Annotated in this window: 17 protein-coding genes, 1 tRNA gene and 1 pseudogene; 17 read left to right on the top strand and 2 right to left on the bottom strand. The window is 61.3% G+C overall.

Annotated features, from left to right (window positions below):
- Window positions 1-122: 122 nt before the first annotated feature.
- The 7 genes from PQU96_RS13400 (at window position 123) to PQU96_RS13370 (ending at window position 8,810) form a co-directional block, all read left to right on the top strand.
- Window positions 123-207: transfer RNA gene (locus PQU96_RS13400), tRNA-Leu, on the top strand.
- Between the two features lie 325 nt (window positions 208-532).
- Window positions 533-1,843 (top strand): trigger factor, encoded by a 1,311-nt coding sequence (gene tig / locus PQU96_RS13395; protein ID WP_272772905.1) that lies wholly within the window; start codon window positions 533-535, stop codon window positions 1,841-1,843.
- Window positions 1,844-1,866: 23 nt separating this feature from the next.
- Complete coding sequence (gene clpP, locus PQU96_RS13390; protein WP_189373478.1) at window positions 1,867-2,499, top strand: ATP-dependent Clp endopeptidase proteolytic subunit ClpP; 633 nt, start codon at window positions 1,867-1,869, stop codon at window positions 2,497-2,499.
- A 16-nt stretch (window positions 2,500-2,515) separates the two neighbouring features.
- Complete coding sequence (gene clpX / locus PQU96_RS13385) at window positions 2,516-3,793, top strand: ATP-dependent Clp protease ATP-binding subunit ClpX (RefSeq protein ID WP_272772904.1); 1,278 nt, start codon at window positions 2,516-2,518, stop codon at window positions 3,791-3,793.
- A 142-nt stretch (window positions 3,794-3,935) separates the two neighbouring features.
- Window positions 3,936-6,353, top strand: a complete 2,418-nt coding sequence (gene lon / locus PQU96_RS13380) for an endopeptidase La (protein ID WP_272772903.1) — start codon at window positions 3,936-3,938, stop codon at window positions 6,351-6,353.
- A gap of 174 nt (window positions 6,354-6,527) precedes the next feature.
- Complete coding sequence (locus PQU96_RS13375; protein WP_017509554.1) at window positions 6,528-6,797, top strand: HU family DNA-binding protein; 270 nt, start codon at window positions 6,528-6,530, stop codon at window positions 6,795-6,797.
- Window positions 6,798-6,977: 180 nt separating this feature from the next.
- A complete protein-coding gene (locus PQU96_RS13370) occupies window positions 6,978-8,810 on the top strand; it encodes a SurA N-terminal domain-containing protein (protein WP_272772902.1) in 1,833 nt (610 codons plus the stop codon).
- Window positions 8,811-8,872: 62 nt separating this feature from the next.
- Here PQU96_RS13370 and sodB read toward each other — a convergent pair whose 3' ends face one another.
- The gene (gene sodB / locus PQU96_RS13365) at window positions 8,873-9,454 is read right to left on the bottom strand and encodes a superoxide dismutase [Fe] (RefSeq protein WP_189373482.1); all 582 of its coding nucleotides are present in this window, start codon (window positions 9,452-9,454) and stop codon (window positions 8,873-8,875) included.
- A gap of 115 nt (window positions 9,455-9,569) precedes the next feature.
- Here sodB and PQU96_RS13360 point away from each other — a divergent pair, with 115 nt between their 5' ends.
- From PQU96_RS13360 to PQU96_RS13340, 5 genes and pseudogenes are all read left to right on the top strand, one after another.
- Window positions 9,570-10,739 (top strand): BaiN/RdsA family NAD(P)/FAD-dependent oxidoreductase, encoded by a 1,170-nt coding sequence (locus PQU96_RS13360; RefSeq protein ID WP_272772901.1) that lies wholly within the window; start codon window positions 9,570-9,572, stop codon window positions 10,737-10,739.
- Window positions 10,740-10,848: 109 nt separating this feature from the next.
- A complete protein-coding gene (dnaB, locus tag PQU96_RS13355) occupies window positions 10,849-12,252 on the top strand; it encodes a replicative DNA helicase (RefSeq protein WP_272772900.1) in 1,404 nt (467 codons plus the stop codon).
- 160 nt (window positions 12,253-12,412) lie between these two features.
- Window positions 12,413-13,318 (top strand): annotated as a pseudogene (dnaB, locus tag PQU96_RS13350) (replicative DNA helicase); the annotation flags it as partial.
- 65 nt (window positions 13,319-13,383) lie between these two features.
- Window positions 13,384-13,692: a (2Fe-2S) ferredoxin domain-containing protein gene (locus tag PQU96_RS13345; RefSeq protein WP_272772899.1), complete on the top strand. Its 309-nt coding sequence runs from the start codon at window positions 13,384-13,386 to the stop codon at window positions 13,690-13,692.
- A complete protein-coding gene (locus PQU96_RS13340) occupies window positions 13,692-14,300 on the top strand; it encodes an alpha/beta hydrolase (protein ID WP_272772898.1) in 609 nt (202 codons plus the stop codon). Before PQU96_RS13345 ends, PQU96_RS13340 begins: the two co-directional genes overlap by 1 nt.
- An 89-nt stretch (window positions 14,301-14,389) precedes the next feature.
- Here the strand turns inward: PQU96_RS13340 and rnk are convergent, their stop codons facing one another.
- Window positions 14,390-14,803 carry a nucleoside diphosphate kinase regulator gene (gene rnk / locus PQU96_RS13335; protein WP_272772897.1) on the bottom strand — a complete coding sequence of 138 codons (414 nt, stop codon included), beginning with the start codon at window positions 14,801-14,803 and terminating at the stop codon, window positions 14,390-14,392.
- A gap of 274 nt (window positions 14,804-15,077) precedes the next feature.
- Between rnk and PQU96_RS13330 the strand changes: the two genes are divergently transcribed.
- The 5 genes from PQU96_RS13330 to PQU96_RS13310 all read left to right on the top strand — a co-directional run bounded on the left by PQU96_RS13330 (window position 15,078) and on the right by PQU96_RS13310 (window position 25,137).
- Complete coding sequence (locus PQU96_RS13330) at window positions 15,078-16,340, top strand: MFS transporter (RefSeq protein WP_272772896.1); 1,263 nt, start codon at window positions 15,078-15,080, stop codon at window positions 16,338-16,340.
- Window positions 16,341-16,415: 75 nt separating this feature from the next.
- Window positions 16,416-17,795 carry a NarK family nitrate/nitrite MFS transporter gene (locus PQU96_RS13325; RefSeq protein WP_272772895.1) on the top strand — a complete coding sequence of 460 codons (1,380 nt, stop codon included), beginning with the start codon at window positions 16,416-16,418 and terminating at the stop codon, window positions 17,793-17,795.
- A 243-nt stretch (window positions 17,796-18,038) separates the two neighbouring features.
- Window positions 18,039-19,655, top strand: a complete 1,617-nt coding sequence (locus tag PQU96_RS13320) for a methyl-accepting chemotaxis protein (RefSeq protein ID WP_272772894.1) — start codon at window positions 18,039-18,041, stop codon at window positions 19,653-19,655.
- A 261-nt stretch (window positions 19,656-19,916) separates the two neighbouring features.
- Window positions 19,917-21,167 carry a sugar MFS transporter gene (locus tag PQU96_RS13315; protein ID WP_272772893.1) on the top strand — a complete coding sequence of 417 codons (1,251 nt, stop codon included), beginning with the start codon at window positions 19,917-19,919 and terminating at the stop codon, window positions 21,165-21,167.
- A 280-nt stretch (window positions 21,168-21,447) separates the two neighbouring features.
- Window positions 21,448-25,137, top strand: coding sequence for a nitrate reductase subunit alpha (locus tag PQU96_RS13310; protein ID WP_272772892.1), 3,690 nt, complete (start codon window positions 21,448-21,450; stop codon window positions 25,135-25,137).
- Window positions 25,138-25,168 lie beyond the last annotated feature (31 nt).

Raw genomic sequence — 25,168 nt, 5'->3', positions numbered from 1 at the left:
GCAGGTCATGGACAATATACCTGCAGGATAGTTTCGCCATCAAAAAATATTTGACGCAGGATCTTGCCTGACAATGCTTAGTCTACTATTATGCGCACTCTGCTGAAGCAAGGCAGTGAGTCGCGAAAGTGGCGGAATTGGTAGACGCACTGGATTTAGGTTCCAGCGCCGCGAGGCGTGAGAGTTCGAGTCTCTCCTTTCGCACCACTACATTGCTTCATGGAAAACACTGAACCGCTCAAACCCAAGCACAGCAAAGGTTTCGGCGGTTTTTTGTTTGTCCGAGCCGTAATTGTGTGGCACCCCGTACAAACGCGATGCACTGTTCATTTAGTGGCTGCGTGCTATACTCATCCCTTGCTTTTGTCGCCAGAATGCGGGCGAGCAGGGCGGCGCCCTGACTGATCCGCCTTCGGCAATACCTCTGAATTGGTGCAAAAAGCAGGTTCCGCCGGTTCTTGTAAAATGTTCCGCCATCTTGCTTTTTGTCTCTGGCTTTAATCTCCCACACCTTTAAATCTAAGGATTGGACATGCAAGTACAATTGGAAACGTTGAGCGGCCTTGAGCGTCGCATGAGCATTGCCTTGCCAATGGCGGCAATCGACGCACAAGTTGCCGAGCGCCTGAAGCGCGTGGCACGCACGGCCAAGATTCAGGGTTTCCGTCCAGGCAAAGCCCCGGCCAAGATCGTCGAAATGAACTACGGCGCGCAGGTTCGCGAAGAAGTGCTGGGCGAGCAGGTACAACAGGGCTTCTACAAGGCCGCCGTCGAGCAGAAGCTGCGCGTAGCCGGCTACCCGCGTTTTGAATCGGTTGACGCCGCTGGCGACGCCGAAAGCTTCAAGTTCGCCGCCACCTTCGAGGTTTATCCGGAAGTTGTGGTAGGCGATCTGGCCGGCAAGGAAATCGAAAAGGCGAACACGCCAGTAACCGATGCCGAGATCGACAAGACCATCGACATCCTGCGCAAGCAGCGCACCCGCTTCAACCACGTTGAGCGTGCCGCCGCCGAAGGCGATCGCGTGATCATCGACTTCAAGGGCAGCATCGACGGCGTGGCCTTCGAAGGCGGCTCCGCCGAAAACTTCCCGTTCATGATCGGTCAGGGCCAGATGCTGGCTGACTTCGAGAACGGCGTAAAAGGCCTGAAGGAAGGCGAAACTGTCAGCGTGACCGTGAACTTCCCTGAGGACTACCATGGCAAGGACGTTGCCGGTAAGACCGCAGTCTTCGAAATCACGCTGAAGAGCGTTGCCGAAGCACAACTGCCGGAAGTGAACGAAGAGCTGGCCAAGCAGCTGGGTATCGCCGACGGTGACGTGGAAAAAATGCGTGCCGAAATCCGCAAGAACGTGGAGCGTGAAGTCAAGCGTCGCCTGACTGCCCGCAACAAGGAAGCGGTAATGCAGGCGCTGCTGGATGCGACCACCATCGAGCTGCCTAAGTCGCTGGTTGAGCTGGAAGTTGGCCGCCTGATGGAACAGGCCCGCAAGGACCTGGAGCAGCGTGGCATGGCCATGAAAGACATGCCGCTGCCGGCCGACCTGTTCACCCAGCAAGCCGAGCGCCGCGTGGCACTGGGCCTGATCCTGGCGGAAGTGGTGGAAGCCAACAAGCTGGAAGCCAAGCCTGAGCAGGTCAAGGCCATGATCGAAGAGTTTGCCGACAGCTACGAGCAGCCGGCAGACGTGCTGAGCTGGTACTACGCCAGCCCGGATCGCCTGGAAGGCCCGACTTCGATGGTTCTGGAAGACAACGTGGTTGAATTTGTGCTGTCCCGTGCCAATGTTGTCGAGAAGGAACTGTCGTTTGATGCCTTGATGGGCAACAACGGCCAATAATCAACTGTAATCCGGAGAGGTCGATGAAATCGATGATTGAACCGCAAGGTTTGGGGCTGGTGCCCATGGTGGTGGAGCAGAGCGGTCGCGGCGAACGTGCCTATGACATCTTCTCCCGCCTGCTCAAGGAACGCATCATTTTCCTGGTCGGGCCTGTCACCGATGAATCGGCCAATCTGGTCGTGGCACAGATGCTGTTCCTGGAGTCGGAGAACCCGGACAAGGACATCTATCTGTACATCAATTCCCCGGGCGGGTCGATTACCGCCGGCATGTCGATTTACGACACGATGAACTTCATCAAGCCGGACATCTCGACCCTCTGTATTGGCCAGGCTGCCAGCATGGGTGCTTTCCTGCTGTCCGCCGGCGCCAAGGGCAAGCGTTTCACGCTGCCGCATAGCCGGGTCATGATTCACCAGCCGTTGCTGTACGGCGGCGGCCTGAGTGGCCAGGTGACCGATATCGAGATTCATGCGCGCGAACTGGTGAAAACCAAGCTGCAGATGAATGAATTGCTGGCCAAGCATACCGGCCAGACGCTGGAACAGATCCAGGCAGACACCGAGCGTGACAATTTCATGTCCGCGGAGCAGGCGCTGGCTTACGGTCTGATCGACAAAGTGCTGACTTCGCGTGCCGAAGTGGCTGCCTAATTCGGGAATGGTGTGAATGGCTGACAAGAACAGCGAAAAACTGCTTTACTGCTCTTTCTGCGGCAAGAGCCAGCACGAAGTGCAGCGTCTGATCGCCGGCCCGCAGGTCTACATTTGTAATGAATGTGTCGACCTGTGTACCGACATCATTCATGAAGAGCTGGAGGCCAAGCTGGGCGACGCGGCCACGCCGGAAGAGGTGGCGGCCAAATTGCCGACGCCACAGGAAATCCGTGCCAGCCTGGATCAGCACATCATCGGCCAGGAGCAGGCGAAGAAAACCCTGTCGGTTGCGGTGTACAACCACTACAAGCGTTTGTACACGGCAAGCAGCAAGGACGACGTCGAGCTGGCGAAGAGCAACATCCTGCTGATCGGCCCGACCGGCTCCGGCAAGACGCTGCTGGCGCAAACACTGGCGCGCCTGCTGGACGTGCCGTTCGTGATTGCCGATGCCACGACCCTGACCGAAGCCGGTTATGTGGGCGAGGATGTCGAGCACATCATCCAGAAGCTGCTGCAGAAGTGCGACTACGATCCTGAAAAGGCGCAGCGTGGCATCGTGTATCTGGACGAGATCGACAAGATCTCGCGCAAGTCCGAGAACCCGTCCATCACCCGCGACGTATCGGGTGAGGGCGTGCAGCAGGCCTTGCTGAAACTGATCGAAGGTACGGTTGCCTCGGTGCCGCCGCAGGGTGGCCGCAAGCATCCGAACCAGGAATTCATCCAGGTCGACACCACCAATATCCTGTTCATTTGTGGCGGTGCGTTCGATGGTCTGGAAAAGATCATCCGTCGTCGCTCGGAAAAGGGTGGCATCGGCTTTGGCGCCGAAGTGACCTCCAAGGATGACGGCAAGTCGTTGTCGGCGTTGTTCCAGGATGTCGAGCCGGAAGACCTGATCCGTTTTGGCCTGATTCCGGAGCTGATCGGCCGTCTGCCGGTGGTGGCAACGCTGGAAGAATTGGACGAAGAGGCGCTGGTCAACATCCTGACCCAGCCGAAGAATGCGCTGATCAAGCAGTACCAGCGTCTGTTCTCGATGGAAAAGGTCGATCTCGAAGTGCGGCCTTCCGCGCTGCGTCTGATCGCCAAGCAGGCGCTGATTCGCAAGACTGGCGCCCGTGGCCTGCGTTCGATTCTGGAGCGTGCGTTGCTGGATACCATGTACGAGCTGCCGTCGCTGGATGGCGTGACCCGTGTGGTGGTCGACGAGAAAGTGATCGAGAAGGGCGACAAGCCGCTATTCATCTATCAGGATGCGGACGACCAGACGGCACAGTCTGCCTGATTGCTCAGCACCCCAGAAAACCGCCGGTAACGGCGGTTTTTTATTTTAAAACTACCGCGATCTGCTTTAGCATGCTTGATAAGTGTCAACATGCCCTTATCTGTAATCGCAACTGAATTCCTCCCTGTTAAGGTTAGGTGATATGCCACAAACCACCGAACTCACTGATAAAGCCACGCTGCCTCTGCTGCCGCTGCGCGATGTCGTTGTCTTCCCCCACATGGTCATCCCCCTGTTTGTCGGGCGTGCCAAGTCCATTCGTGCGCTGGAAAAAGCCATGGATGACGGCAAGCAGATCCTGCTGGTGGCCCAGCGCTCGGCTTCCAAGGACGAACCGTCTGCCGAGGACCTGCATGCCATCGGTACCGTGGCGACCATTCTGCAAATGCTCAAGCTGCCGGACGGCACGGTCAAGGTGCTGGTCGAAGGCCGGCAGCGTGCCAAGGTCGATCTGGTGCATGGCGATGCCGACGAGTATTTTACTGCCGATATCACTCCGGTAGCGCTGGACGGTGCCGATACCGCCGAAGTGGAAGCGCTGCGTCGCGCACTGCTGGCCCAGTTCGAGCAGTTCGTCAAACTGAACAAGAAGATCCCGAGCGAAATCCTGTCTTCGCTCAACGGTATCGACCGCGCTGGCCGTCTGGCCGACACCATCGTCGCGCACCTGCCGCTCAAGCTGGAGCAGAAGCAGGAAATCCTGGAGATGTTCGACATCCAGGTTCGCATCGAGCACCTGCTGGGGCTGATGGAAAGCGAGATCGACATCCTGCAGGTGGAAAAGCGCATCCGTGGCCGCGTCAAGCGCCAGATGGAAAAGAGCCAGCGCGAGTACTACCTGAACGAGCAGGTCAAGGCGATCCAGAAAGAGCTGGGCGAGGACGATGAAGCCAGCGAGATCGACGAGCTTGAGAAAAAGATCAAGCTGGCCGGCATGTCGAAAGAGGCCAAGGACAAGGTGATGGCCGAGCTCAAGAAGCTCAAGATGATGTCGCCGATGTCCGCCGAGGCCACCGTGGTGCGCAACTACATCGAAACCCTGCTTGATCTGCCGTGGAAGAAGAAAACCAAGGTCAGCAAGGAAATCGATGCCGCCGAAGCCATTCTCGACGAAGACCACTTCGGTCTGGAGAAGGTCAAGGAACGCATCCTGGAATACCTCGCGGTGCAGAAGCGTGTCGACAAGCTCAAGGCGCCCATCCTGTGCCTGGTTGGGCCGCCTGGTGTGGGTAAGACCTCGCTGGGGCAGTCGATTGCCCGCGCTACCAACCGCAAGTTCGTGCGCATGGCACTGGGCGGCGTCCGTGACGAGTCCGAGATTCGTGGTCACCGCCGTACCTATATCGGCTCCATGCCGGGCAAGGTGCTGCAGAACATGAGCAAGGCCGGCGTGAAAAACCCGCTTTTCCTGCTGGATGAAGTGGACAAGATGGGCGCCGATTTCCGCGGCGACCCGTCGTCGGCACTGCTGGAAGTGCTCGACCCGGAACAGAATCACGCCTTCGTCGATCATTACGCCGAGGTGGATTTCGATCTGTCCGACGTGATGTTCGTGGCGACGGCCAACTCGCTGAACATTCCGCCGGCGCTGCTGGACCGCATGGAGATCATCCGTCTGTCCGGCTACACCGAGGACGAGAAGGTCAGCATTGCCGTCAAGTATCTGGTCGACAAGCAGATGAAGGCCAACGGCGTGGCTGAAGGCGAGCTGGTGATCCAGGAGGCTGCGATCCGCGACATCGTGCGCTACTACACCCGCGAGGCCGGGGTGCGTAGCCTGGACCGCGAAATTGCCAAAATCTGCCGCAAGGTGGTGACGCAGCAGTCGCTGAAAAAAGACGGCAAGGCCGGCAAGGTGACGGTGACGCCGAAAAACCTCGACAAGTACCTGGGTGTGCAGCGCTTCGAATACGGCATTGCCGAAGAGCAGAACCGCATCGGTCAGGTGACTGGCCTTGCGTGGACCGAGGTGGGGGGCGAGTTGCTGACCATCGAGGCTGCCGCCTTGCCGGGCAAGGGCAACATCATCCGTACCGGCCAATTGGGCGAGGTGATGCAGGAATCGATTACCGCCGCGATGACCGTGGTGCGTAGCCGCGCCGCGCAACTGGGTATCCGTCCGGACTTCTACGAGAAGCACGACATGCATATCCACGTGCCGGAGGGGGCGACTCCCAAGGACGGGCCGTCTGCGGGCGCTGCCATGGCTACCGCGCTGGTTTCGGTGCTGACAGGCATACCGGTACGTGCCGACGTGGCGATGACCGGCGAGATCACCCTGCGTGGCGAAGTACTGCCTATCGGTGGTCTCAAGGAAAAACTGCTGGCGGCGCAGCGTGGCGGCATCAAGCACGTGCTGATTCCGAAGAACAACGTCAAGGATCTGGCCGAGATTCCGGCCAACATCAAGAACAAGCTGGACATCCATCCGGTGAAGTGGTTTGACGAGGTGCTGGCACTGGCGCTGGAGCATGCGCCGCAGCCGCTGGCCGATACTGCGCCGACTGTTGCAAATCCGGCGGCGGATGATGCGCCGAATGCCCCTGTTGTAACGCACTAATGACGCTTTGTTTTGATTTAGCTGGAAAAGCGCGCTAGCATCGGCTTCCAGAAGGGGTTGATTCAGGCTTGACCCCAGCTGGAAGCCGCTTGACACAAGGTTTTTGGCCTTGTTATAAAGCAAGCGGTTTATTTCAGTACTACGTACACCGAGAACGACGAAAGGGGACTTAACGTGAACAAGTCTGAACTGATTGACGCGATTGCCGCCAAAGCAGACATTTCTAAAGCAGCTGCTGGCAAGGCGCTGGATGGCATGATCGATGCCGTAACTGACGCGCTGAAGGCCGGCGATACCGTCACTGTTGTAGGCTTTGGTACTTTCTATGTTGGCGAACGCGCAGAGCGTAGTGGCCGCAACCCGAAAACGGGCGAGACCATTACCATCGCTGCAGCCAAGTCTCCGAAATTCCGTGCTGGCAAGGCACTGAAAGACGCGCTGTAAGAGTGCACCTTCCCGGGTAGCCGGGAGACAGGTTGGTTCCCGCCCTGTCGTCTTGTGAGGGGAGTGCACTTGAAGGCTTGAGGCAGCAAGTGTCGTGGCCCCGGCCACAGACTCCGCCAGACAAACAGCAAGGTGAACGGCAAAACCGTTCACCTTGTTTTTTTGGTAACAAACCGATCCATGTTCAATTTTGTCCAGAACAATCAAGCGGCGATCAAGATCATTCTTGGCGCGGTGGCGCTGACCTTTGTCGGCTTTGGTGTAGGTAGCTATACCGCTGCCGTTGACGAGCCTTTCCTGGCCAAAGTCGGTAACAACAAAATCTTTGCCCGCGATGTCGAGCGTCAGCTGGAGGGCCAGCCGGCCAATGCCGCGACGCGCCAGGCGGTGCTGGAAAACCTGATTCGCCAGCAACTGCTGATTGCTGCGGCAGAGCGCAACGGCATCACACCGAGCGTGGAGCAGCTGCGTCAGGCGATTGCCGCCATCCCGACCTTCCAGGAAAACGGCAAGTTCAGCCCGGCCCGTTACGCCGAATTCATCAAGGGCCGTTATCGCTCGGCCGACGATTTCGAGGCCGATGTCCGTCGCGATCTGATGCTGCAGACGCAGATCACGCCGTACCTGAATACCCATTTCGTGTCGTCCAGCGTGCTGGCCCGCATGGGTGCGCTGTTCGGCGAATCGCGCGAAGTACGCGAAGTGCTGATCTCGCCGGCCGGCTTTGCCGCCGACGTCAAGATCGATGACGCCGCCGTCAAGGCCTACTACGACAGCAACAAGACGCGCTACCAGGAGCCGGAGTCGGCGGTGGTCGAGTATGTGTCGCTGTCGCTGGGAGAGGTGGCGGCAACGCAGGTGGTCAGCGATGCCGAGGCACAGGCCTATTTTGACAAGCACAAGACGGAATTCGGCAGCGAAGAACGTCGCGTGTCGCACATCCTGCTGACTGTGGATGCGGGGGCCAAGCCGGAAGCCAAGGCGGCGGTGAAGGCACAGGCGGAAGCGTTGCTGCAGCAGGTCAAAGCCAATCCGGCCGGCTTTGCCGCATTGGCCAAGGCCCGCTCGCAGGATCCGGGCTCCGCCGAGCAGGGCGGTGACCTCGGCTTCTTTGCCCGTGGCGCGATGGTCAAGCCATTCGAGGATGCCGCCTTTGCGCTGCAGCCGGGCCAGATCAGCGGTGTGGTCGAAACCGAATTCGGCTTCCACATCCTGAAGCTGGATGAGGTGAAGCCCGTCGACTTCGCCGGCCAGAAGGCGGCGGTGATCGAGAAGCTGAAGCGTGACAAGGCCGGTGCTAGCTACCGCGCACAGCTGGAGAAGATGGGCGAACTTGCCTACCAGCAGCCGGATTCGCTGCAGGCCTTGGCCGAACAGCTGAAGCTGACCGTGAAGACCGGCCCTGCGATGAGCCGTAGCGGCATCGCCGGTGACGCTGTACTGGGCAATGCCAAGGTGCTGGAAGCGGTCTACGGCGATGATGTGCTGAAGAAGAAGCACAACAGCGAACCGGTGGAACTGTCTGCCGGCAATACGGTGGTACTGCGCGTGAAGCAGTACCAGCCGCAGCGCCAGAAGCCGCTGGCCGAGGTGCAGGCGCAAGTGCGCGCCGAGCTGACCGCGCGCGAGGCGGCCAACCGTGCCGAGAAGCGCGGCCTGCAGCTGCTGGCCGAGTTCAAAACCGGCAAAGGTGTGGATGGCCAGGCCTGGGGTGCGCTGCGCAAGGTGTCGCGCCGCGCCGCCAACGGCATGGCCGTGCCGGAGCTGCGTGCGGTGTTTGCGGCCAACGTTGGCAAGCTGCCGGCGTTTGCCGGTGCCCGCCGCGACAATGGCGACTACGTGATCTATCGCATCGACAATGTGGACAAGGCACCGACCGCTTCGGCGCCGGAGCTGGCGCAGCTGAAGGGTGTGCTGGGCGAGATGTCGGCTAACACGGTGCTGATCTCCTACCTGGACGAGCTGCGCAATCACGACAAGGTGATGATCAGCCAGCAGCCGGCGGATCAGTAAAACGTCAGCCAGCAAAAAGGCCCCGCAAGGGGCCTTTTCTGGTTTTGCCCTCAGGGCAGGGATCAGGCAGCGAAGTTTTTCGCCACGAAGTCCCAGTTCACCAGCTTCCAGAAGCCTTCCAGGTAGTTCGGACGGCTGTTGCGGTAGTCGATGTAGTAGGCGTGTTCCCACACGTCGCAAGTCAGCAGCGCTTTCTTGTCGGTGGTCAGCGGGGTAGCGGCGTTGCTGGTGGAAACCAGGTCCAGGCTGCCGTCGGTGTTCTTCACCAGCCAGGCCCAGCCAGAGCCGAAGGTGCCAACGGCACAGGCGGCAAAGGCTTTCTTGAACTCGTCGAAGGAACCCCACTTGGCGTTGATGGCGTCAGCCAGTGCGCCGGTCGGCTCGCCACCGGCGTTCGGGGCCAGACCGAACCAGTAGAAGGTGTGGTTCCATACCTGGGCGGCGTTGTTGAAGATGCCACCGGAGGATTTCTTGACGATTTCTTCCAGCGAGGCGTTCTCGAACTCGGTACCCTTGATCAGGTTGTTCAGGTTGGTGATGTAAGTCTGGTGATGCTTGCCGTAGTGGAATTCCAGGGTTTCCTTGGAAATGATCGGTGCCAGGGCGTCCAGCGCGTACGGCAGTTCGGGCAGTTTGTGTTCCATCGTGCTCTCCAGAGTTAGAAAGTAAAACAGCATGCGCTGTTCGACCAATGAAGTTTACTGTAATTGTGCGAATGCGCCAATTCTTGACTAAATCACTACACTAAAGGTTCGCTTTGTGCATTTCGACGTAATTGTGATCGGCGCCGGTGCCGCCGGCATGATGTGCGCGGCCACCGCCGGCCAGCGCGGCCGCCGCGTGCTGCTGCTGGATCACGCCGCTAAACTGGCGGAGAAGATCCGCATTTCGGGTGGCGGACGCAGCAACTTCACCAATGTGCACGCCCGTCATGACTGCTATGTGTCGGAGAATCCGAATTTCTGCCGTTCGGCGCTGGCGCAGTACACGCCGCAGCATTTCATCGCGCTGATGGAGCGCCACGGCATCGCCTACCACGAGAAGAAACTGGGGCAGCTGTTCTGCGACGACAGCAGCCAGCAGCTGATCGACATGCTGGATGCCGAGTGCCGTGCCGCCGGCGTCGACCGGCGCATGGAGGTCACCGTGCACAAGGTTGGCCGCAACGAGGCGTTCCGGCTGGAAACCAGCGCCGGCGACTTCAGCTGCGACTCGCTGGTGATCGCCACCGGCGGGCTGTCGATCCCGCAGATCGGCGCCACCGCCTTCGGCTACCAGATCGCCGAGCAGTTCGGCCTGCCGGTAACAAAGCTAGATCCAGCGCTGGTGCCGTTGACCTTCCACGTCGAGGATGCCGCGCGCTTCGCGCCGCTGGCCGGTGTGTCGCTGGATACCGAGGTGCGCATCGGCAAGGTGCGCTTCCGCGAGAACGTGCTGTTCACCCACAAGGGCCTGTCCGGGCCGGCCATCCTGCAGATTTCCAGCTACTGGCAGCCGGGGCAGGAGATCGTCATCGACCTGCTGCCGGATCTGGATGCCGAGGCATGGCTGGAGGAACGTGCGAGCAGCGAGCAGTTGCTGGCCAACACCATGGGCGAGCTGGGCTGGCCGAAGCGCTTTGCCGAGGCATGGCTGGACGGGCAGGGCGCTAATGTGCGCGGTCGCGACCTGTCACCGAAAAAGCGCCGCCAGCTGGCGGAAACGCTGCACAACTGGCGCGTGCTGCCCAACGGCACCCAGGGCTACAAGAAGGCCGAGGTCACCCGCGGCGGGGTGTCCACCAGGGCGCTGTCGTCCAAGACCATGATGGCCAACGACGTGCCGGGGCTGTTCTTCATCGGCGAGGTGGTCGACATCACCGGCTGGCTGGGCGGTTATAACTTCCAGTGGGCGTGGTCTTCCGGCTTTGTCGCCGGCAAAAACTGTTAGAATCACGCTCTCTCCTGCCTGGCTGCGGCCAACCTTGTCGCGTGCGCCGGCGCACGCCAGCGGTTGGCCGTAGCACGGCTAAATGGCATCACCGGATACCCCGAGCTTTATGAGCGATTACGATTTCAACGACACCTCGGTGGCGGCCATCCGCACGCCGCCACACTCGATCGAGGCCGAGCAATCGGTACTGGGCGGCCTGCTGCTGGACAACAGCGCCTGGGAAAAGATTGCCGACCTGCTGACCGAGGCCGACTTCTACCGCCACGATCACCGCGTGATCTTCAAGCATATCGCCAAGCTGGTCGACATCGCGCGTCCGGCGGATGTGGTCACCGTTTCCGAAAGCCTGGACAAGAATGCCGAGCTGGGTAGCGTCGGCGGCCTGGCCTACCTCGCGATGCTGGCGCAGAACACGCCGTCGGCGGCCAACATCCGCCGCTACGGCGAGATCGTGCGCGAGCGTTCGGTGATGCGCTCGCTGGCGCTGGTCGGCACCGAGATCGCCGAGTCGGCCTACAATCCGCTGGGCCGCGACGCGGCGCAGCTCTTGGACGAGGCCGAGGGCAAGGTGTTCCAGATCGCGGAATCCACCGCCAAGTCCAAGCAGGGCTTCCTGGAAATGCCGGCGCTGCTGAAAGAGGTGGTCGAGCGCATCGACATGCTGTACAGCCGCGATAATCCGGACGAAGTTACCGGCATCCCGACCGGCTTTACCGATCTGGACGCCAAGACCTCCGGTCTGCAACCGGGCGACCTCGTGATCGTCGCCGGCCGCCCGTCCATGGGCAAGACCGCGTTTTCGATGAACATCGCCGAGCACGTGGCGATCGAGGCCGGCCTGCCGGTGGCGGTGTTCTCCATGGAAATGGGCGGCACCCAGCTGGTGATGCGGATGCTGGGTTCGGTCGGCCGGCTGGACCAGCACATCCTGCGTACCGGCAAGCTGGGCGACGAGGACTGGCAGAAGCTGACCTACGCCATCGGCAAGCTGTCCGATGCACCGATGTACATCGACGAAACCCCGGCGCTGACCGCGCTGGAGTTGCGCGCCCGCGCGCGACGTCTGGCGCGCCAGCACGGCGGCAAGCTCGGCCTGATCGTGATCGACTACATGCAGCTGATGTCGGGCTCCGGCCGTAGCGACAACCGCGCCTCTGAGCTGGGCGAGATCTCGCGCGGCCTGAAGGGCCTGGCCAAGGAGTTGCAGGTACCGGTGATCGCGCTGTCGCAGCTGTCGCGTAGCGTGGAGCAGCGTACCGACAAGCGACCGATGATGTCCGACTTGCGTGAATCCGGTGCCATCGAGCAGGACGCCGACATCATCATCTTCATGTACCGCGACGAGTACTACAACCCCGATTCGCCGGACAAGGGCCTGGCGGAAGCCATTATCAGCAAGCACCGTAACGGCCCCACCGGCAAGGTGCGCCTGGCGTGGCTGGGCATGCACGCCAAGTTCGACAACGCGTCGATACACGGCGTCACCGGCTGGGCCGACGCCGACGGTTAAGCAAATTCATTTGTTGCTTCAACTACTGAGAGTTTTCAATGTCGTTTTATTAAAAGCTGTGGGGCCATAAAAAAGTGCCACAACGCGCTGCCTATTTTTCTGTTATCCAAGAGGTCATATGAGCAAAATAAACCATAACCAACCTGGAAATGACTTTTCGGAAAATTTTCAAGAGATACCTTCCATCCTTGAAGCAATAGTTGCGCGTATTGACAATCTTTATTCAAGTGACAATCCTGATCGTGTTACTGGAATTCCTTCTGGCTTTACCGATCTGGATGAGAAAACATCTGGTTTACAGCCTGGGGAGCTAGTAGTTGTGGCGGCTCGCCCTGCAATGGGTAAAACGGCTTTTGCAATGAATATTGTTGAGCACGTTGTTATTGAAGCAAGTTTGCCAGTGGCTGTGTTTTCTATGGCAACGAGCAGTGAGCAATTAGTGCAGCGATCATTAGGGTCTGTTGGGTGTTTGGATTCGATGATTCTGCGAACTGGTAAGTTGGGTGACGAAGATTGGCAAAAGCTCACTTATGCAATAGGAAAGTTAGCCGATGTCCCTTTGTATATTGATGATACTCCAAGGTTGTCTGTGTCTGATATTCGTGCCAGAGCGTGTGACCTCGCTGATCAGCACGGAGGTAGACTTGGCTTAATTGTCATTGACTATTTGCAATTAATGTCCGGAACCGGGCGTATTGACAATCGTGCGATTGAGCTGGGTGAAATTTCCCGAGAGCTAAAAATTTTGGCGAGAGAGTTACGAGTTCCGATAATTGCACTATCCCAGTTGTCACGTAATGTAGAGCAGCGTGTTGATAAGCGTCCGATTGTTAGTGATTTGAGAGACTCTGGGGCTATTGAAGAGGATGCTGATTTGATTCTTTTTCTTTATCGGGATGAGTACTACAACGCCGATTCTCCGGACCGGGGGATGGCTGAGCTTATTATCGGCAAGCACCGTAACGGCCCCACCGGCAAGGTGCGGCTGGCCTTCCTCGGCCACTACGCCAAGTTCGACAACGCGGCGGTGCACGGCATGTCCGGCTGGGCCGACGCCGACGGTTAAGCAATTTGTTGCGGCCAACCTTGCATAGTTACAAGGTTGGCCGCAGGTCTAGACAGGGAATCCCGATGAGCTTTTTCGACAAACACGTTTTTGTCTGCTGCAACCAGCGCGCCGAAGGCGAAATGTGCTGCAACAACCTCGGCTCCAGCGAGCTGCTGGGTTACATGAAAGACCAGATCAAGGCGCGCGGCCTCAACGGCAGCGGCCAGATCCGCGTCAACAAGGCCGGCTGTCTCGGTCGTTGCGACGAAGGTCCGGTGTTGGTGGTGTATCCGCAGGAGACCTGGTACACCTTCATCGACAAGGCCGACATCGACGAGATCGTCGAGGAACACATGGTGCATGGCCGTATCGTGGAAAGGCTGAAAATCTGATGCTGAAAGCGATGCAGAAGATCGACATCGCCGGCCCGGTCGGCGCGCTCGAAACCATCGTCATCCCCGCCGTCGGCGAGCAGACCGGCATCGCCGTGGTCTGCCACCCCAATCCGACGCAGGGTGGCACCAACACCAACAAGGTGATCCAGACCGCGGCCAAGGCGCTGTCGCAGCTGGGCTATACCTGCTACCTGCCCAATCTGCGCGGCGTCGGCAACAGCGGCGGCGAGCACGATCACGGCATCGGCGAGGTTGACGACGTGATCGCGGTGGTCGATTACGCGCGCGCGCAGCACGGTGCATTGCCGCTGGCGCTGGCCGGCTTCTCCTTTGGTGGCTTCGTTGCGGCGCGCACCCGTGCGCGTATCGACGCCGACAAGCTGTTGCTGATGGGGCCGGCGGTGGGCAAGTACGCGATTCCGACGCCGGAGGTGCCGGCCGATACGCTGGTGATCCACGGCGAGGCGGACGAGGTGGTGCCGCTGGAAAACGTGATGGTGTGGGCGCGGTCGCAGCACCTTCCGGTGATCGTGCTGCCGGAGGCGGGTCACTTTTTCCACGGCCGTCTGGTGCAGCTGGCCGGGCTGATCAAGCGCTGCTGGTAAGCCGTCGCGCGTTGGCGCAAGACAAAACGTTGGCCGCAATCTCGCGATTGCGGCCAACGTTTTTTTGGGGGAGGGCGGCGAATGTCGTCTCAGCGCAGGTAGTCGCCGTCGGCTTCCGGCTGGTAGCTGACCGCCAGCACCTCGATACGGGTGTGGCTGCCATCCGGCAGCGGCCAGTCGATCTGCTGGCCGACGGCCAGCCCCAGCAGCGCGCTACCGATCGGCGCCAGGATGGAGATGCGGCCGCTATCGGCATCGGCGTCAGCCGGATAGCACAGCGTGATCGCGCGCTCCTCGCCGCTGTTGTGCAGGCGGATACGGGCGCGGCTGTTCATGCTGATCACGTCGGCGGGCATGTCCCGAGGTTCGACCACCTCGGCGCGGTCGAGCTCTGCTTCCAGTGCAGTCACCCCCGGGAAATCCTTGACCGAAACCCGTTCGATCAGGTTGGTCAGACGCAAGTGGTCCAGGCTGGACAGGGTGATCGCAGGCAGGCTGCTCATGGTCGCTCCTTCAAGGGTAACGGCGGGTCGCTCCCGCACAATGCAAAACGTGATGCGGCGGCTGGCAGCATCACGATCCCTGCATCATAGCCGATTCGCGCGGTGTCGGGCAGGGCGCCGCGGCGCTTGCTCCTCCTTTCGAACTAGTCGCCCCCGCCGATTGGCCTTGTCCGGCTAACCCTTAATCATCGTAGGGTTTAACCCTGTGGCCAATGTTGGCCGCATGCCTGAGCGCGTACTGTGACAGTGTCTCAATCGTGCGGATAAGAACACCATGGCCTCGCAAACCTACAAGCAATACGCGGTGCTGGCGTCCAGTACTGTGTCGTTCACCGTTTGCTTCATGATCTGGATGATGTTTGCGGTGCTGGGTATTCCCATCAAGCAGCAGCTGGGCCTGAACGAAACCGAATTCGGCATTCTGGCCGCGACACCGGTGCTGTCCGGTTCGCTGATCCGCGTGCCGCTGGGCATCTGGACCGACCGCTTCGGCGGCCGCATCGTACTGTTCACCCTGATGCTGGCCTGTGTGGTGCCCATCTACATGATGCAGTTTGCCACCCAGTTCTGGCATTTCCTCGCCATCGGCCTGGTCGTCGGTCTCGCTGGTGGCTCATTCTCGGTGGGCACACCGTACGTGGCGCGCTGGTTCCGCAAGGAGCAGCAGGGCCTGGCGATGGGCGTGTTCGGTGCCGGTAACGCCGGCTCCTCGCTGACCAAGCTGATCGCCCCCAGCCTGATCGCCATCGGCGGCTGGCAGCTGGTGCCCAATGTGTACGCCGCCGTGATGCTGGTGACCGCCATCCTGTTCTGGCTCTTCTCCTACCACGACCCCAAGCATTTGGTGTCCAGCAAGGTGAGCTTCAGCCAGCAGCTGGCGCTGATCAAGAACCCGGCTGTGATGCGCTACTGCCAGTACTACTCGGTGGTGTTCGGCGGCTATGTGGCGCTGGCGCTGTGGATGACCAAGTACTACGTGGCCGAGTACGGCTTTGATATCAAGCATGCCGCGTTCCTGGCTGCCTGCTTCTCGCTGCCAGGTGGCGTGCTGCGCGCACTGGGTGGCTGGCTGTCCGACAAGTACGGTGCCTACAAGGTGACCTGGGGCGTGATGTGGGTGTGCTGGATCGCCTTCTTCATCCTGTCCTACCCGCAGACCCATTTCATCATCCAGACCGTCAAGGGTCCGCAAGGTTTCGATATCGGCCTGAACGCGACCATGTTCACCCTGGTGCTGTTCGGTGTCGGCGTGGCGATGGCGATCGGCAAGGCTTCGGTATTCAAGTTCATTGCTGACGAGTTCCCGGACAACATCGGCGCCGTGTCCGGCGTGGTGGGTCTGGCTGGCGGCATGGGCGGCTTCCTGCTGCCGATCATGTTCGGCGCGCTGGTTGACCTGACCGGCGTGCGTTCCAGCTCCTTCATGCTGCTGTACGGCACCGTGTGCGTATCGCTGATCTGGATGCACTTCTCCTTCCGCGCCGTGCGTCGCGCCGAAGAAGAAAAAGACGCCGGGCTGGCAACCGCCACCCGCTGATGGCAAGCGCGGTTTACTGACCAAATTTCGATGGTATCGGGGCGGCAGGGGCTGCCCCGCAGAGAGGATGACATCATGTCTCATGTACTGACCCGCTGGGAGCCGGAAAGCCCCAGCTTCTGGCAGCAGGATGGCAAGGCTGTGGCCCGCCGCAACCTGTGGATCTCGATTCCGGCGCTGACGCTGGCTTTCGCCATCTGGCAGGTGTGGAGCGTGGCGGTGCTCAACATGCCCAATATCGGCTTCAACTACACGCCCAACCAGCTGTTCTGGCTGGCGGCCTTGCCGGCACTGTCCGGCGCCACGCTGCGCATCTTCTACAGCTTCATGGTGCCGATCTTCGGTGGCCGCAAGTGGACGGCCATCTCCACCGCCAGTCTGCTGATCCCGGCGATCGGCATCGGCTTCGCGGTGCAGGACCCGAGCACCAGCTACGTCACCATGCTGATCCTGGCCCTGCTGTGCGGCTTCGGTGGCGGCAACTTCAGCTCCTCGATGTCCAACATCAGCTTCTTCTTCCCCAAGGCCGAAAAGGGCACCGCGCTGGGCCTGAACGCCGGCCTGGGCAACCTCGGTGTGTCGCTGGTGCAGTTCGTGGTGCCGATCGTGATCACCATGAGCCTGTTCGGCGCCCTCGGCGGCGAGCCGCAGACCTGGGTGAAGGGTGAGGCCACCAAGCAGATGTGGCTGCAGAACGCCGGCTTCGTATGGGTGCCGTTCATCATCCTGTCCACGTTGGCCGCATGGTTCGGCATGAATGACATCGCCTCGGCCAAGGCCTCGTTTGCCGACCAGGCAGTGATCTTCAAGCGCAAGCACAACTGGCTGATGTGCTGGCTGTACATCGGTACCTTCGGTTCCTTCATCGGTTTTGCCGCCGGCTTCCCGCTGCTGATGAAAGGCCAGTTCCCTGATGTCGATCCGAGCAAGTACGTGTTCTTCGGCCCGCTGGTCGGCGCGCTGGCCCGTCCACTGGGCGGCTGGCTGGCAGACAAGGTCGGCGGTGCCAAGGTGACGCAGGTCGTGTTCGTGCTGATGATCGCCGCGGTGCTCGGCGTGCTCAACTTCCTGCCGCACGCTGGCCAGGGCGGCAACTTCCAGGGTTTCTTCGCCATGTTCCTGTGCCTGTTCGCACTGACCGGTATCGGCAACGGCTCCACCTTCATGCAGGTGCCAACCATCTTCCTGACCCTGCACCAACGCATGGCCGGCAAGGGCGACGCGGCACAGAAAAAAGCGGTTGCCGACGCGACCAAGGAAGCCGCGGCAGTACTGGGCTTCTCCGGTGCCATCGGTGCCTACGGCGGCTTTTTTATCCCGAAAAGCTACGGTACCTCGATCGCCATGACCGGCGGCGTGGAAGCGGCGCTGTACGGCTTCATCGCCTTCTACGTCACCTGCCTGCTGATCAACGGCTGGTACTACGCCCGCAAGAACGCGGAAGTGCCTTGCTGACGACTTCTCCAAGTTTGCGGACTTTTTCTGCAATCTTCTTCGGCGCCCTTCGGGGCGTTTTTTTTTGCGTCGCGATTCGCGGCAGATGGCAGGACGCGGTGAATTACTAGATCTGAATCAAGGCCGCAGGGGGTAGGCGCCGGCTATACGTCATGGCCAGCCGGCGGTGCGCATGACGGGCAAGCCGGCACGCGTAATGCCCGCGACCTTGAACGGCCGGGCCTCTCTTTCCGGAGTGTGACGATGACCATCAAACTGAAGTTGCTGTGTTTTACCGTTCTGGCCCTGCTGGCCGCGCTGGTGCCCAGCATGGTGGGCCTGAACGCCTTGCGGGCGGCCGATGCCAAGCTGGATGTGGTCAACGAGCGCATCATCCCGCGGCTGGGGCTGGTGGCGAATATCCGCAGCACGTTCAAGGATCTGCGTATCGACGACATCCTGCAGGTGTACGAGCAGGACAGCCGTTTCCAGCTGCAGGCGCGGCTGCGCACCCGCGAAACCACGGACAAGCTGCACCAGCTGCTGCGGCAGCTGAAATCGCAACTGCGCAAGCCGGCGGCGCTGGCCAACCTGCAGCGCTTCGACTCGCTGTTCGAGCAGTACCTGTTGCTGCTGGACCGGGTGCACGCGGTGCGGGTGACACCGGGCATGACGCCGCCGCAACTGTCGGCGGCGATGGAGCCGTGGCGCCAGGTGGGCACCGAGCTGGGCGGCTCGGTGACGGCCATCGTCAACGACGTACTGGCCGAGGGGCGCCACAACCGGGCGCAGGCCGAGGCGGAGATGGCCTCGGCCAAGCTTGCGTTTGCGGTGTCGCTGTTGCTGTCCATGGTGCTGCTGTTCGGCTGTGGCTGGCTGATCCTGCGCAGCATCAACCGCCCGGTGCAGTCGGCGGTGCTGGCGGTGCGCGGTATTTCCGACCGCCAGGATCTGTCGCAGCGCGTGATGGTACACAAGGATGACGAGATCGGCGGCCTGCTGAAGGCGTTCAACCACCTGCTGGGCAAGATGCGCGATTCCATCCACCAGATCGGCGACCACTCGCACGCGGTGACGGTGGCGGCGGAAGACCTCAGCGTGGCGTCCGACCAGGTGAAGAGCGGTGCCCTCCACGCCAGCGTGTCGGCGACGGAAATGGCGGCGGCGGTGGAGGCGGTCACCGTCAGCATCGGCCACATCGCCGAGCGTACCCGCGATGCCGACCGGCTGGCGACGGCCTCCGGCCAGCAGGTGGTGCAGAGCGAGCGCATGATCCGCGACACGGTGAGCGAGATCGAGAGCATCGCCAGCGCGGTGAACGACACCGCGCGCGGTGTGCAGGAGCTGCAAAGTCGCAGCGAGTCGATCGGCTCGGTGGTCAACGTGATCGGCGACATCGCCGACCAGATCAACCTGCTGGCACTGAACGCGGCGATCGAGGCCGCTCGTGCCGGCGAATCCGGGCGCGGCTTCGCGGTGGTCGCCGACGAGGTGCGCAAGCTGGCCGAGCGCACCACCGCGTCCACCGCGCAGATTCACGCCACCGTGTCCAGTATCCGCGAAGGCTCGAACGCCACCGTGCACCTGATCGGCAACGTGGTTGGCCGCGTGGAGCAGGGCGTGGCGCGGGTGCGCGAGGCCGGTGCCGCCATCGGCGAGCTGCGCACGCTGGCCGGGCAGGTTGGGCAGCAGGTGGCCGATATCGCCGCCGCCATTCACGAGCAGAGCGAAGCCAGCGGCCGCATCTCGCAGAAGGTGGAAGGCATCGCCCAGATCGCCGAGGAGAGCAGCGCCGCGGCACAGAGCACCGCGCTCAATGCGCTGCGCCTGCACGAACTGGCGCAGAACATGCGCCGCGACGTGGCCTGTTACACCACGTGAGCCGGCGCCGGCGGCGCGCCGCCATGAGCAGCACGGTAATTTTCTTACATGAAACTTACATTTAATGGACGGGGCGTGCCACCGTTACGGCGAAGGTGGCCGCACCTTGCTTTACCAAGTCCATGAAATCAAACAGTAAAAATAACGTCGCCAGACTGCTTGCCGGCTAATTGCTGTAAGAATGGTGAAAGCAATCGAGTACAAGCCGCATTGTCATTAGACTACTGCTCCCACGCATAACAACACACGGAGCCTAGTCACATGCCACAGCATGTCCACACACCACAATACGGGAAGCCGCTGGCGGTGCTGACTTCCCTGTTCTTCATGTGGGGTCTGATCACCTCGCTCAACGATATCCTGGTGCCGCATCTCAAGGGAGTGTTCTCCCTGAGCTATGTGCAGGCGGCACTGGTGCAGTTCAGCTTCTTTACTGCCTATTTCGTCGTGTCCCTGCCGGCTGGCCGGCTGGTGCAGTCCTGGGGCTACCAGCGCGGTATTGTCGCCGGCCTGTGTACCGCCGCTGCCGGCTGCCTGCTGTTCTATCCGGCGGCGGCCAGCCTGTCGTATCCGGCCTTCCTCGGCGCGCTGTTCGTGCTGGCGGCCGGCATTACCGTGCTGCAGGTTGCGGCCAACCCTTACGTGACGCGACTGGGACCGGCGAAGACGGCGTCCAGCCGCCTCAACCTGACCCAGGCCTTCAACGCGCTGGGTACCACCGTGGCGCCCTTGCTGGGCGCGATGCTGATCCTGGTCGACAGCCACGATGGCGCGGCGGCCGAGGCCAGCGCGGTGCAACTGCCGTATCTGGTGCTGGCCGGCGTGCTGTTCGCCATCGCGGTGGTGTTCGCGCTGCTGCGCCTGCCGGCGATCAAGGATGACCATGCGCCCGAGAGCACCGCAGGCAGCGAGCCGGTACGCCGCAGCGTGTGGCAGTACCGTCACCTGGTGCTGGGCGCGGTGGCGATCTTCGTCTACGTCGGCGCCGAGGTCAGCATCGGCAGCTTCCTGGTCAGCCTGATGGAACAGCCGGATGTCGGCGGCCTGAACCAGGCCGATGCCGGCCGCCTGCTGGCCGTGTACTGGGGCTGTGCGATGGTCGGCCGCTTCTTGGGCAGCGTGGTGATGCGTCATGTCACCGCCAGCAAGGTGCTGGCCTGCAATGCACTGCTGAGCGTGCTGCTGATCGCGCTGGCGGTTGCCTGTGGCGGCAAGCTGGCGATGTACAGCCTGCTGGCGGTCGGCCTGTGCAATTCGATCATGTTCCCGACCATCTTCTCGCTGGCGCTGCACGGTTTGGGGCGCTTCACGGGCGCCGGCTCCGGCGTGCTGTGCATGGCGATTGTCGGCGGGGCGCTGATGCCGCTGCTGCAGGCGTCGCTGGCCGATAGTCTGGGCCTGCTGCTGTCCTTCGTGGTGCCGCTGTTGTGCTACCTGTTCATCTTCTACTACGGTGTTGCCGGCCACAAACCGCGCCATACCACCCCGGATCTGGCACTGGCGACCTCCTGACGTCACAGCCAGCCTGACGCAGCCCTGCCGGCAAGCACCGGCAGGGCTTGTTTCATGATGCTGGCAACTTCTGCCGCTACGGGGTGCCCCCTCCCAACGCCGGTGTCGCCTACCTCTTTCGAACTAGTTGCCTTCCTCCCTCTGCGTCATATCGCTGCCACCTGTGGCGAATGGGCGCCATTGCCCCGTTTTCCTATTCTGTCAACCGTGACCACAGGTATCCGCATTCGCTTGCGGCCAACCTTTGCGTGCCGCCTGGCGGCAAAAATACGGAGGCAAAATGAGCCACTTTCTCGACAGACTGAATTTTCTGGGCAAGGTGAAATCCACCTTCGCCGACGGCCACGGTGCGGTGGTAAAAGAAGACCGCAAGTGGGAAGACGGGTATCGCCAACGCTGGCAGCACGACAAGATCGTGCGCTCCACCCACGGCGTGAACTGCACCGGCTCCTGCAGCTGGAAGGTGTACGTTAAGAACGGCCTGATCACCTGGGAAACCCAGCAGACCGACTATCCGCGTACCCGGCCGGACCTGCCCAACCACGAACCGCGCGGCTGTCCGCGTGGCGCTTCCTACAGCTGGTATGTGTATTCCGCCCAGCGCGTGAAGTACCCGATGGTGCGCGGTCGCCTGATGAAGCTGTGGCGCGAGGCGCGCAAGACCATGGGCGCCATTGACGCCTGGGAAAAGATCAGCCAGAACCCGGAAACAGCCAAACAGTACAAATCCAAGCGTGGCCAGGGCGGTTTCGTGCGCGCCAGCTGGGATGAAGTCAACGAAATCATCGCGGCATCCAATGCCTACACCATCAAGAACTACGGTCCGGACCGCGTGGTCGGCTTCTCGCCGATCCCTGCCATGTCCATGGTGTCCTACGCCGCCGGTAGCCGTTACCTGAGCCTGATCGGTGGCGTGCCGCTGTCGTTCTATGACTGGTACTGCGACTTGCCGCCGGCCAGCCCGCAGATCTGGGGCGAACAGACCGACGTGGCCGAATCGGCCGACTGGTACAACTCCAACTACCTGATGGTATGGGGTTCCAACATCCCGATGACCCGTACCCCGGATGCCCACTTCTACACCGAAGTGCGCTACAAGGGCACCAAGACCGTGGCAGTGTCGTCCGACTTTGGCGAAATGGCCAAGTTCGGCGATATCTGGCTGGCGCCAAAGCAGGGCACCGATGCCGCGCTGGCGATGGCGATGGGTCATGTGATCTTCAAGGAATTCCACCTCGACAAGCCGTCCGAGTACTTCACCGGTTATATCCGTCAGTACACCGACATGCCGATGCTGGTGACGCTGAAACAGGAAGGCGGCCGCTATATCCCGGACTACTTCCTGCGCGCCTCCAACCTTGCGGCCAACCTGGGCGAAGACAACAACCCGGAATGGAAGACCCTGGTGCTGGACGAAACCAGCGGCGACATTGTGGCACCGAACGGCTCGATCGGCTTCCGCTGGGGCCAGAGCGGCAAGTGGAACCTGGAAGAGAAGGACGGACACAGCAGCCGCGAGATCAAGGCACGCCTGTCGCTGATCGACAACCGTGACGACGTGGTCGGTGTCGGCTTCCCGTACTTCGGTGCCGAACACGACGAACTGCTGACCCGCAACGTACCGGTGAAGCGCATCACCCTCGCCGACGGCAAGCAGGCGCTGGTGGCTACCGTGTTCGACCTGATGGCGGCCAACTACGGTATCGACCGTGGCCTCGGCGGCGGCAATGTGGCGAAGGACTACTTCGACGACGTACCGTACACCCCGGCCTGGCAGCAGAAACACACCGGCGTGAAGCCGGAGATGGTGATCCAGGTAGCGCGCGAGTTCGCGCAGAACGCCGACCAGACCCATGGCCGTTCCATGGTGATCGTCGGTGCCGCGCTGAACCACTGGTACCACATGGACATGACCTACCGCGGCATCATCAACATGCTGATGATGTGCGGCTGTATCGGCCAGAGCGGCGGTGGCTGGTGCCACTACGTCGGCCAGGAAAAACTGCGTCCGCAGACCGGCTGGGCACCGCTGGCGTTTGCTTCCGACTGGGTGCGTCCGTCGCGCCAGATGAACGGCACCAGCTTCTTCTACGCGCACACCAGCCAGTGGCGCCACGAAAAACTGGGCGTCAACGAAATCCTGGCGCCGACCGCCGATGGCCGCATGAGCCAGATGGCGCTGATCGACTACAACGCCAAGGCCGAACGCATGGGCTGGCTGCCGTCTACACCGCAGCTGACCACCAACCCGCTGGACGTGGTGCGCGATGCGGAAGCCGCCGGCAAGGACCCGATCGCCTACGCGGTAGAGAACCTGAAGTCCGGCAAGCTGGACATGTCGTGTAACGACCCGGACAACCCGAAGAACTTCCCGCGCAATATGTTCGTGTGGCGTTCCAATATTCTGGGTTCTTCCGGCAAGGGTCACGAATACTTCCTGAAGTACCTGCTGGGCACCCAGAACGCGGTGATGAACGACGAGGACGGCTGCATCAAGCCGACCGAAGTCACCGTGCGCCCGGCGGCGGAAGGCAAGCTCGACCTGCTGGTGGTGCTGGACTTCCGTATGTCCACCACCTGCCTGTACGGCGACATTGTGCTGCCGACCGCCACCTGGTACGAGAAGGACGACCTGAACACTTCCGACATGCACCCGTTCATCCACCCGCTGTCCGAGGCCGTACAGCCGCTGTGGCAGTCGAAGAGTGACTGGGAGATCTACAAGGGCTTCGCCAAGGCGATTTCCGACATCGGCGGCGACTACCTGGGCACCCGCAAGGACCTGGTACTGACTCCGCTGATGCACGACACGCCGGAAGAGCTGGGCCAGCCGTTCGACCCGCGCGACTGGAAAAAAGGCGAGTGCGAGCCGATCCCGGGCAAGACCATGCCGAAGATGACGGTGGTGGAACGCGACTACCGCAAGATCTACGACAAGTTCACCTCCATCGGCCCGCTGCTGGAGAAAGTGGGCAACGGCGGCAAGGGCATCGCCTGGAAGACCGGTCACGAAGTGGACATCCTGCGCGGCCTGAACAAGACCGTGGCCGACGGTGTGGCCGCCGGCCAGCCGAAGCTGGATACCGCCATCGACGCCGCCGAGATGATTCTGACCCTGGCACCGGAAACCAACGGCCACGTGGCAGTGAAGGCGTGGGACGCGCTGTCCAAGATCACCGGCCGCGACCATACCCACCTGGCTCTGCCGCGCGAGCATGACAGCATCCGCTTCCGCGACGTACAGGCGCAGCCGCGCAAGATCATTTCCTCGCCGACCTGGTCTGGCCTGGAAAGCGAAGAGGTGAGCTACAACGCCGGCTACACCAACGTGCACGAGTACATCCCTTGGCGCACCATCACCGGCCGCCAGCAGTTCTACCAGGATCACCTGTGGATGCGTTCGTTTGGCGAAGGGCTGTGCGTGTACAAGCCGGCGGTCGATCTGAAGACCACCGCTGCGGTACTGGGCAAGAAGTCGAACGGTAACACCGAGATCGTCCTCAACTTCATTACGCCGCACCAGAAGTGGGGTATCCACAGTACCTACTCCGACAACCTGCGCATGCTGACGCTGTCCCGTGGCGGCCCGCACGTCTGGGTATCCGAGATCGACGCCAAGAAGGCCGGCATTGTCGATAACGACTGGATCGAGGTGTTCAACGTCAACGGCACGCTGACTGCCCGCGCCGTGGTATCGCAGCGTGTGCCGGAAGGCATGACCCTGATGTACCACGCGCAGGAGAAGATCGTGAACGTGCCGGGCGCGGAAACCAGCGGCAAGCGCGGCGGTATCCACAACTCGGTAACCCGTGCCGTGACCAAGCCCACACACATGATCGGCGGCTACGCGCAGCTGGCCTGGGGCTTCAACTACTACGGCACCGTGGGTTCCAACCGCGACGAGTTCGTGATCGTGCGCAAGATGAAGAACGTGGACTGGCTGGACAAGCCGCTCTCGGAAGGCGCGTAAGCGCATCGGCGGCGCCTGGCGCCGCCTCTCC

The sequence above is a fragment of the Vogesella margarita genome (assembly GCF_028548475.1).
Lineage (GTDB): Bacteria > Pseudomonadota > Gammaproteobacteria > Burkholderiales > Chromobacteriaceae > Vogesella > Vogesella margarita.
The sequence above is the reverse complement of the archived record's forward strand: the minus strand, read 5'-3'. Positions and strand labels throughout refer to the sequence as shown.

Bases quoted from the DNA above. Each gene is read 5' to 3' on its own strand.
- PQU96_RS13310 (WP_272772892.1), top strand. From the start codon at position 21,448: ATGAGCCACTTTCTCGACAGACTGAATTTTCTGGGCAAGGTGAAATCC.
- sodB (WP_189373482.1), bottom strand. From the start codon at position 9,454: ATGGAACACAAACTGCCCGAACTGCCGTACGCGCTGGACGCCCTGGCA.
- PQU96_RS13325 (WP_272772895.1), top strand. From the start codon at position 16,416: ATGTCTCATGTACTGACCCGCTGGGAGCCGGAAAGCCCCAGCTTCTGG.
- PQU96_RS13315 (WP_272772893.1), top strand. From the start codon at position 19,917: ATGCCACAGCATGTCCACACACCACAATACGGGAAGCCGCTGGCGGTG.
- PQU96_RS13345 (WP_272772899.1), top strand. From the start codon at position 13,384: ATGAGCTTTTTCGACAAACACGTTTTTGTCTGCTGCAACCAGCGCGCC.
- lon (WP_272772903.1), top strand. From the start codon at position 3,936: ATGCCACAAACCACCGAACTCACTGATAAAGCCACGCTGCCTCTGCTG.
- rnk (WP_272772897.1), bottom strand. From the start codon at position 14,803: ATGAGCAGCCTGCCTGCGATCACCCTGTCCAGCCTGGACCACTTGCGT.
- dnaB (WP_272772900.1), top strand. From the start codon at position 10,849: ATGAGCGATTACGATTTCAACGACACCTCGGTGGCGGCCATCCGCACG.
- PQU96_RS13320 (WP_272772894.1), top strand. From the start codon at position 18,039: ATGACCATCAAACTGAAGTTGCTGTGTTTTACCGTTCTGGCCCTGCTG.
- PQU96_RS13370 (WP_272772902.1), top strand. From the start codon at position 6,978: ATGTTCAATTTTGTCCAGAACAATCAAGCGGCGATCAAGATCATTCTT.
- clpP (WP_189373478.1), top strand. From the start codon at position 1,867: ATGAAATCGATGATTGAACCGCAAGGTTTGGGGCTGGTGCCCATGGTG.
- PQU96_RS13340 (WP_272772898.1), top strand. From the start codon at position 13,692: ATGCTGAAAGCGATGCAGAAGATCGACATCGCCGGCCCGGTCGGCGCG.
- clpX (WP_272772904.1), top strand. From the start codon at position 2,516: ATGGCTGACAAGAACAGCGAAAAACTGCTTTACTGCTCTTTCTGCGGC.
- PQU96_RS13330 (WP_272772896.1), top strand. From the start codon at position 15,078: ATGGCCTCGCAAACCTACAAGCAATACGCGGTGCTGGCGTCCAGTACT.
- tig (WP_272772905.1), top strand. From the start codon at position 533: ATGCAAGTACAATTGGAAACGTTGAGCGGCCTTGAGCGTCGCATGAGC.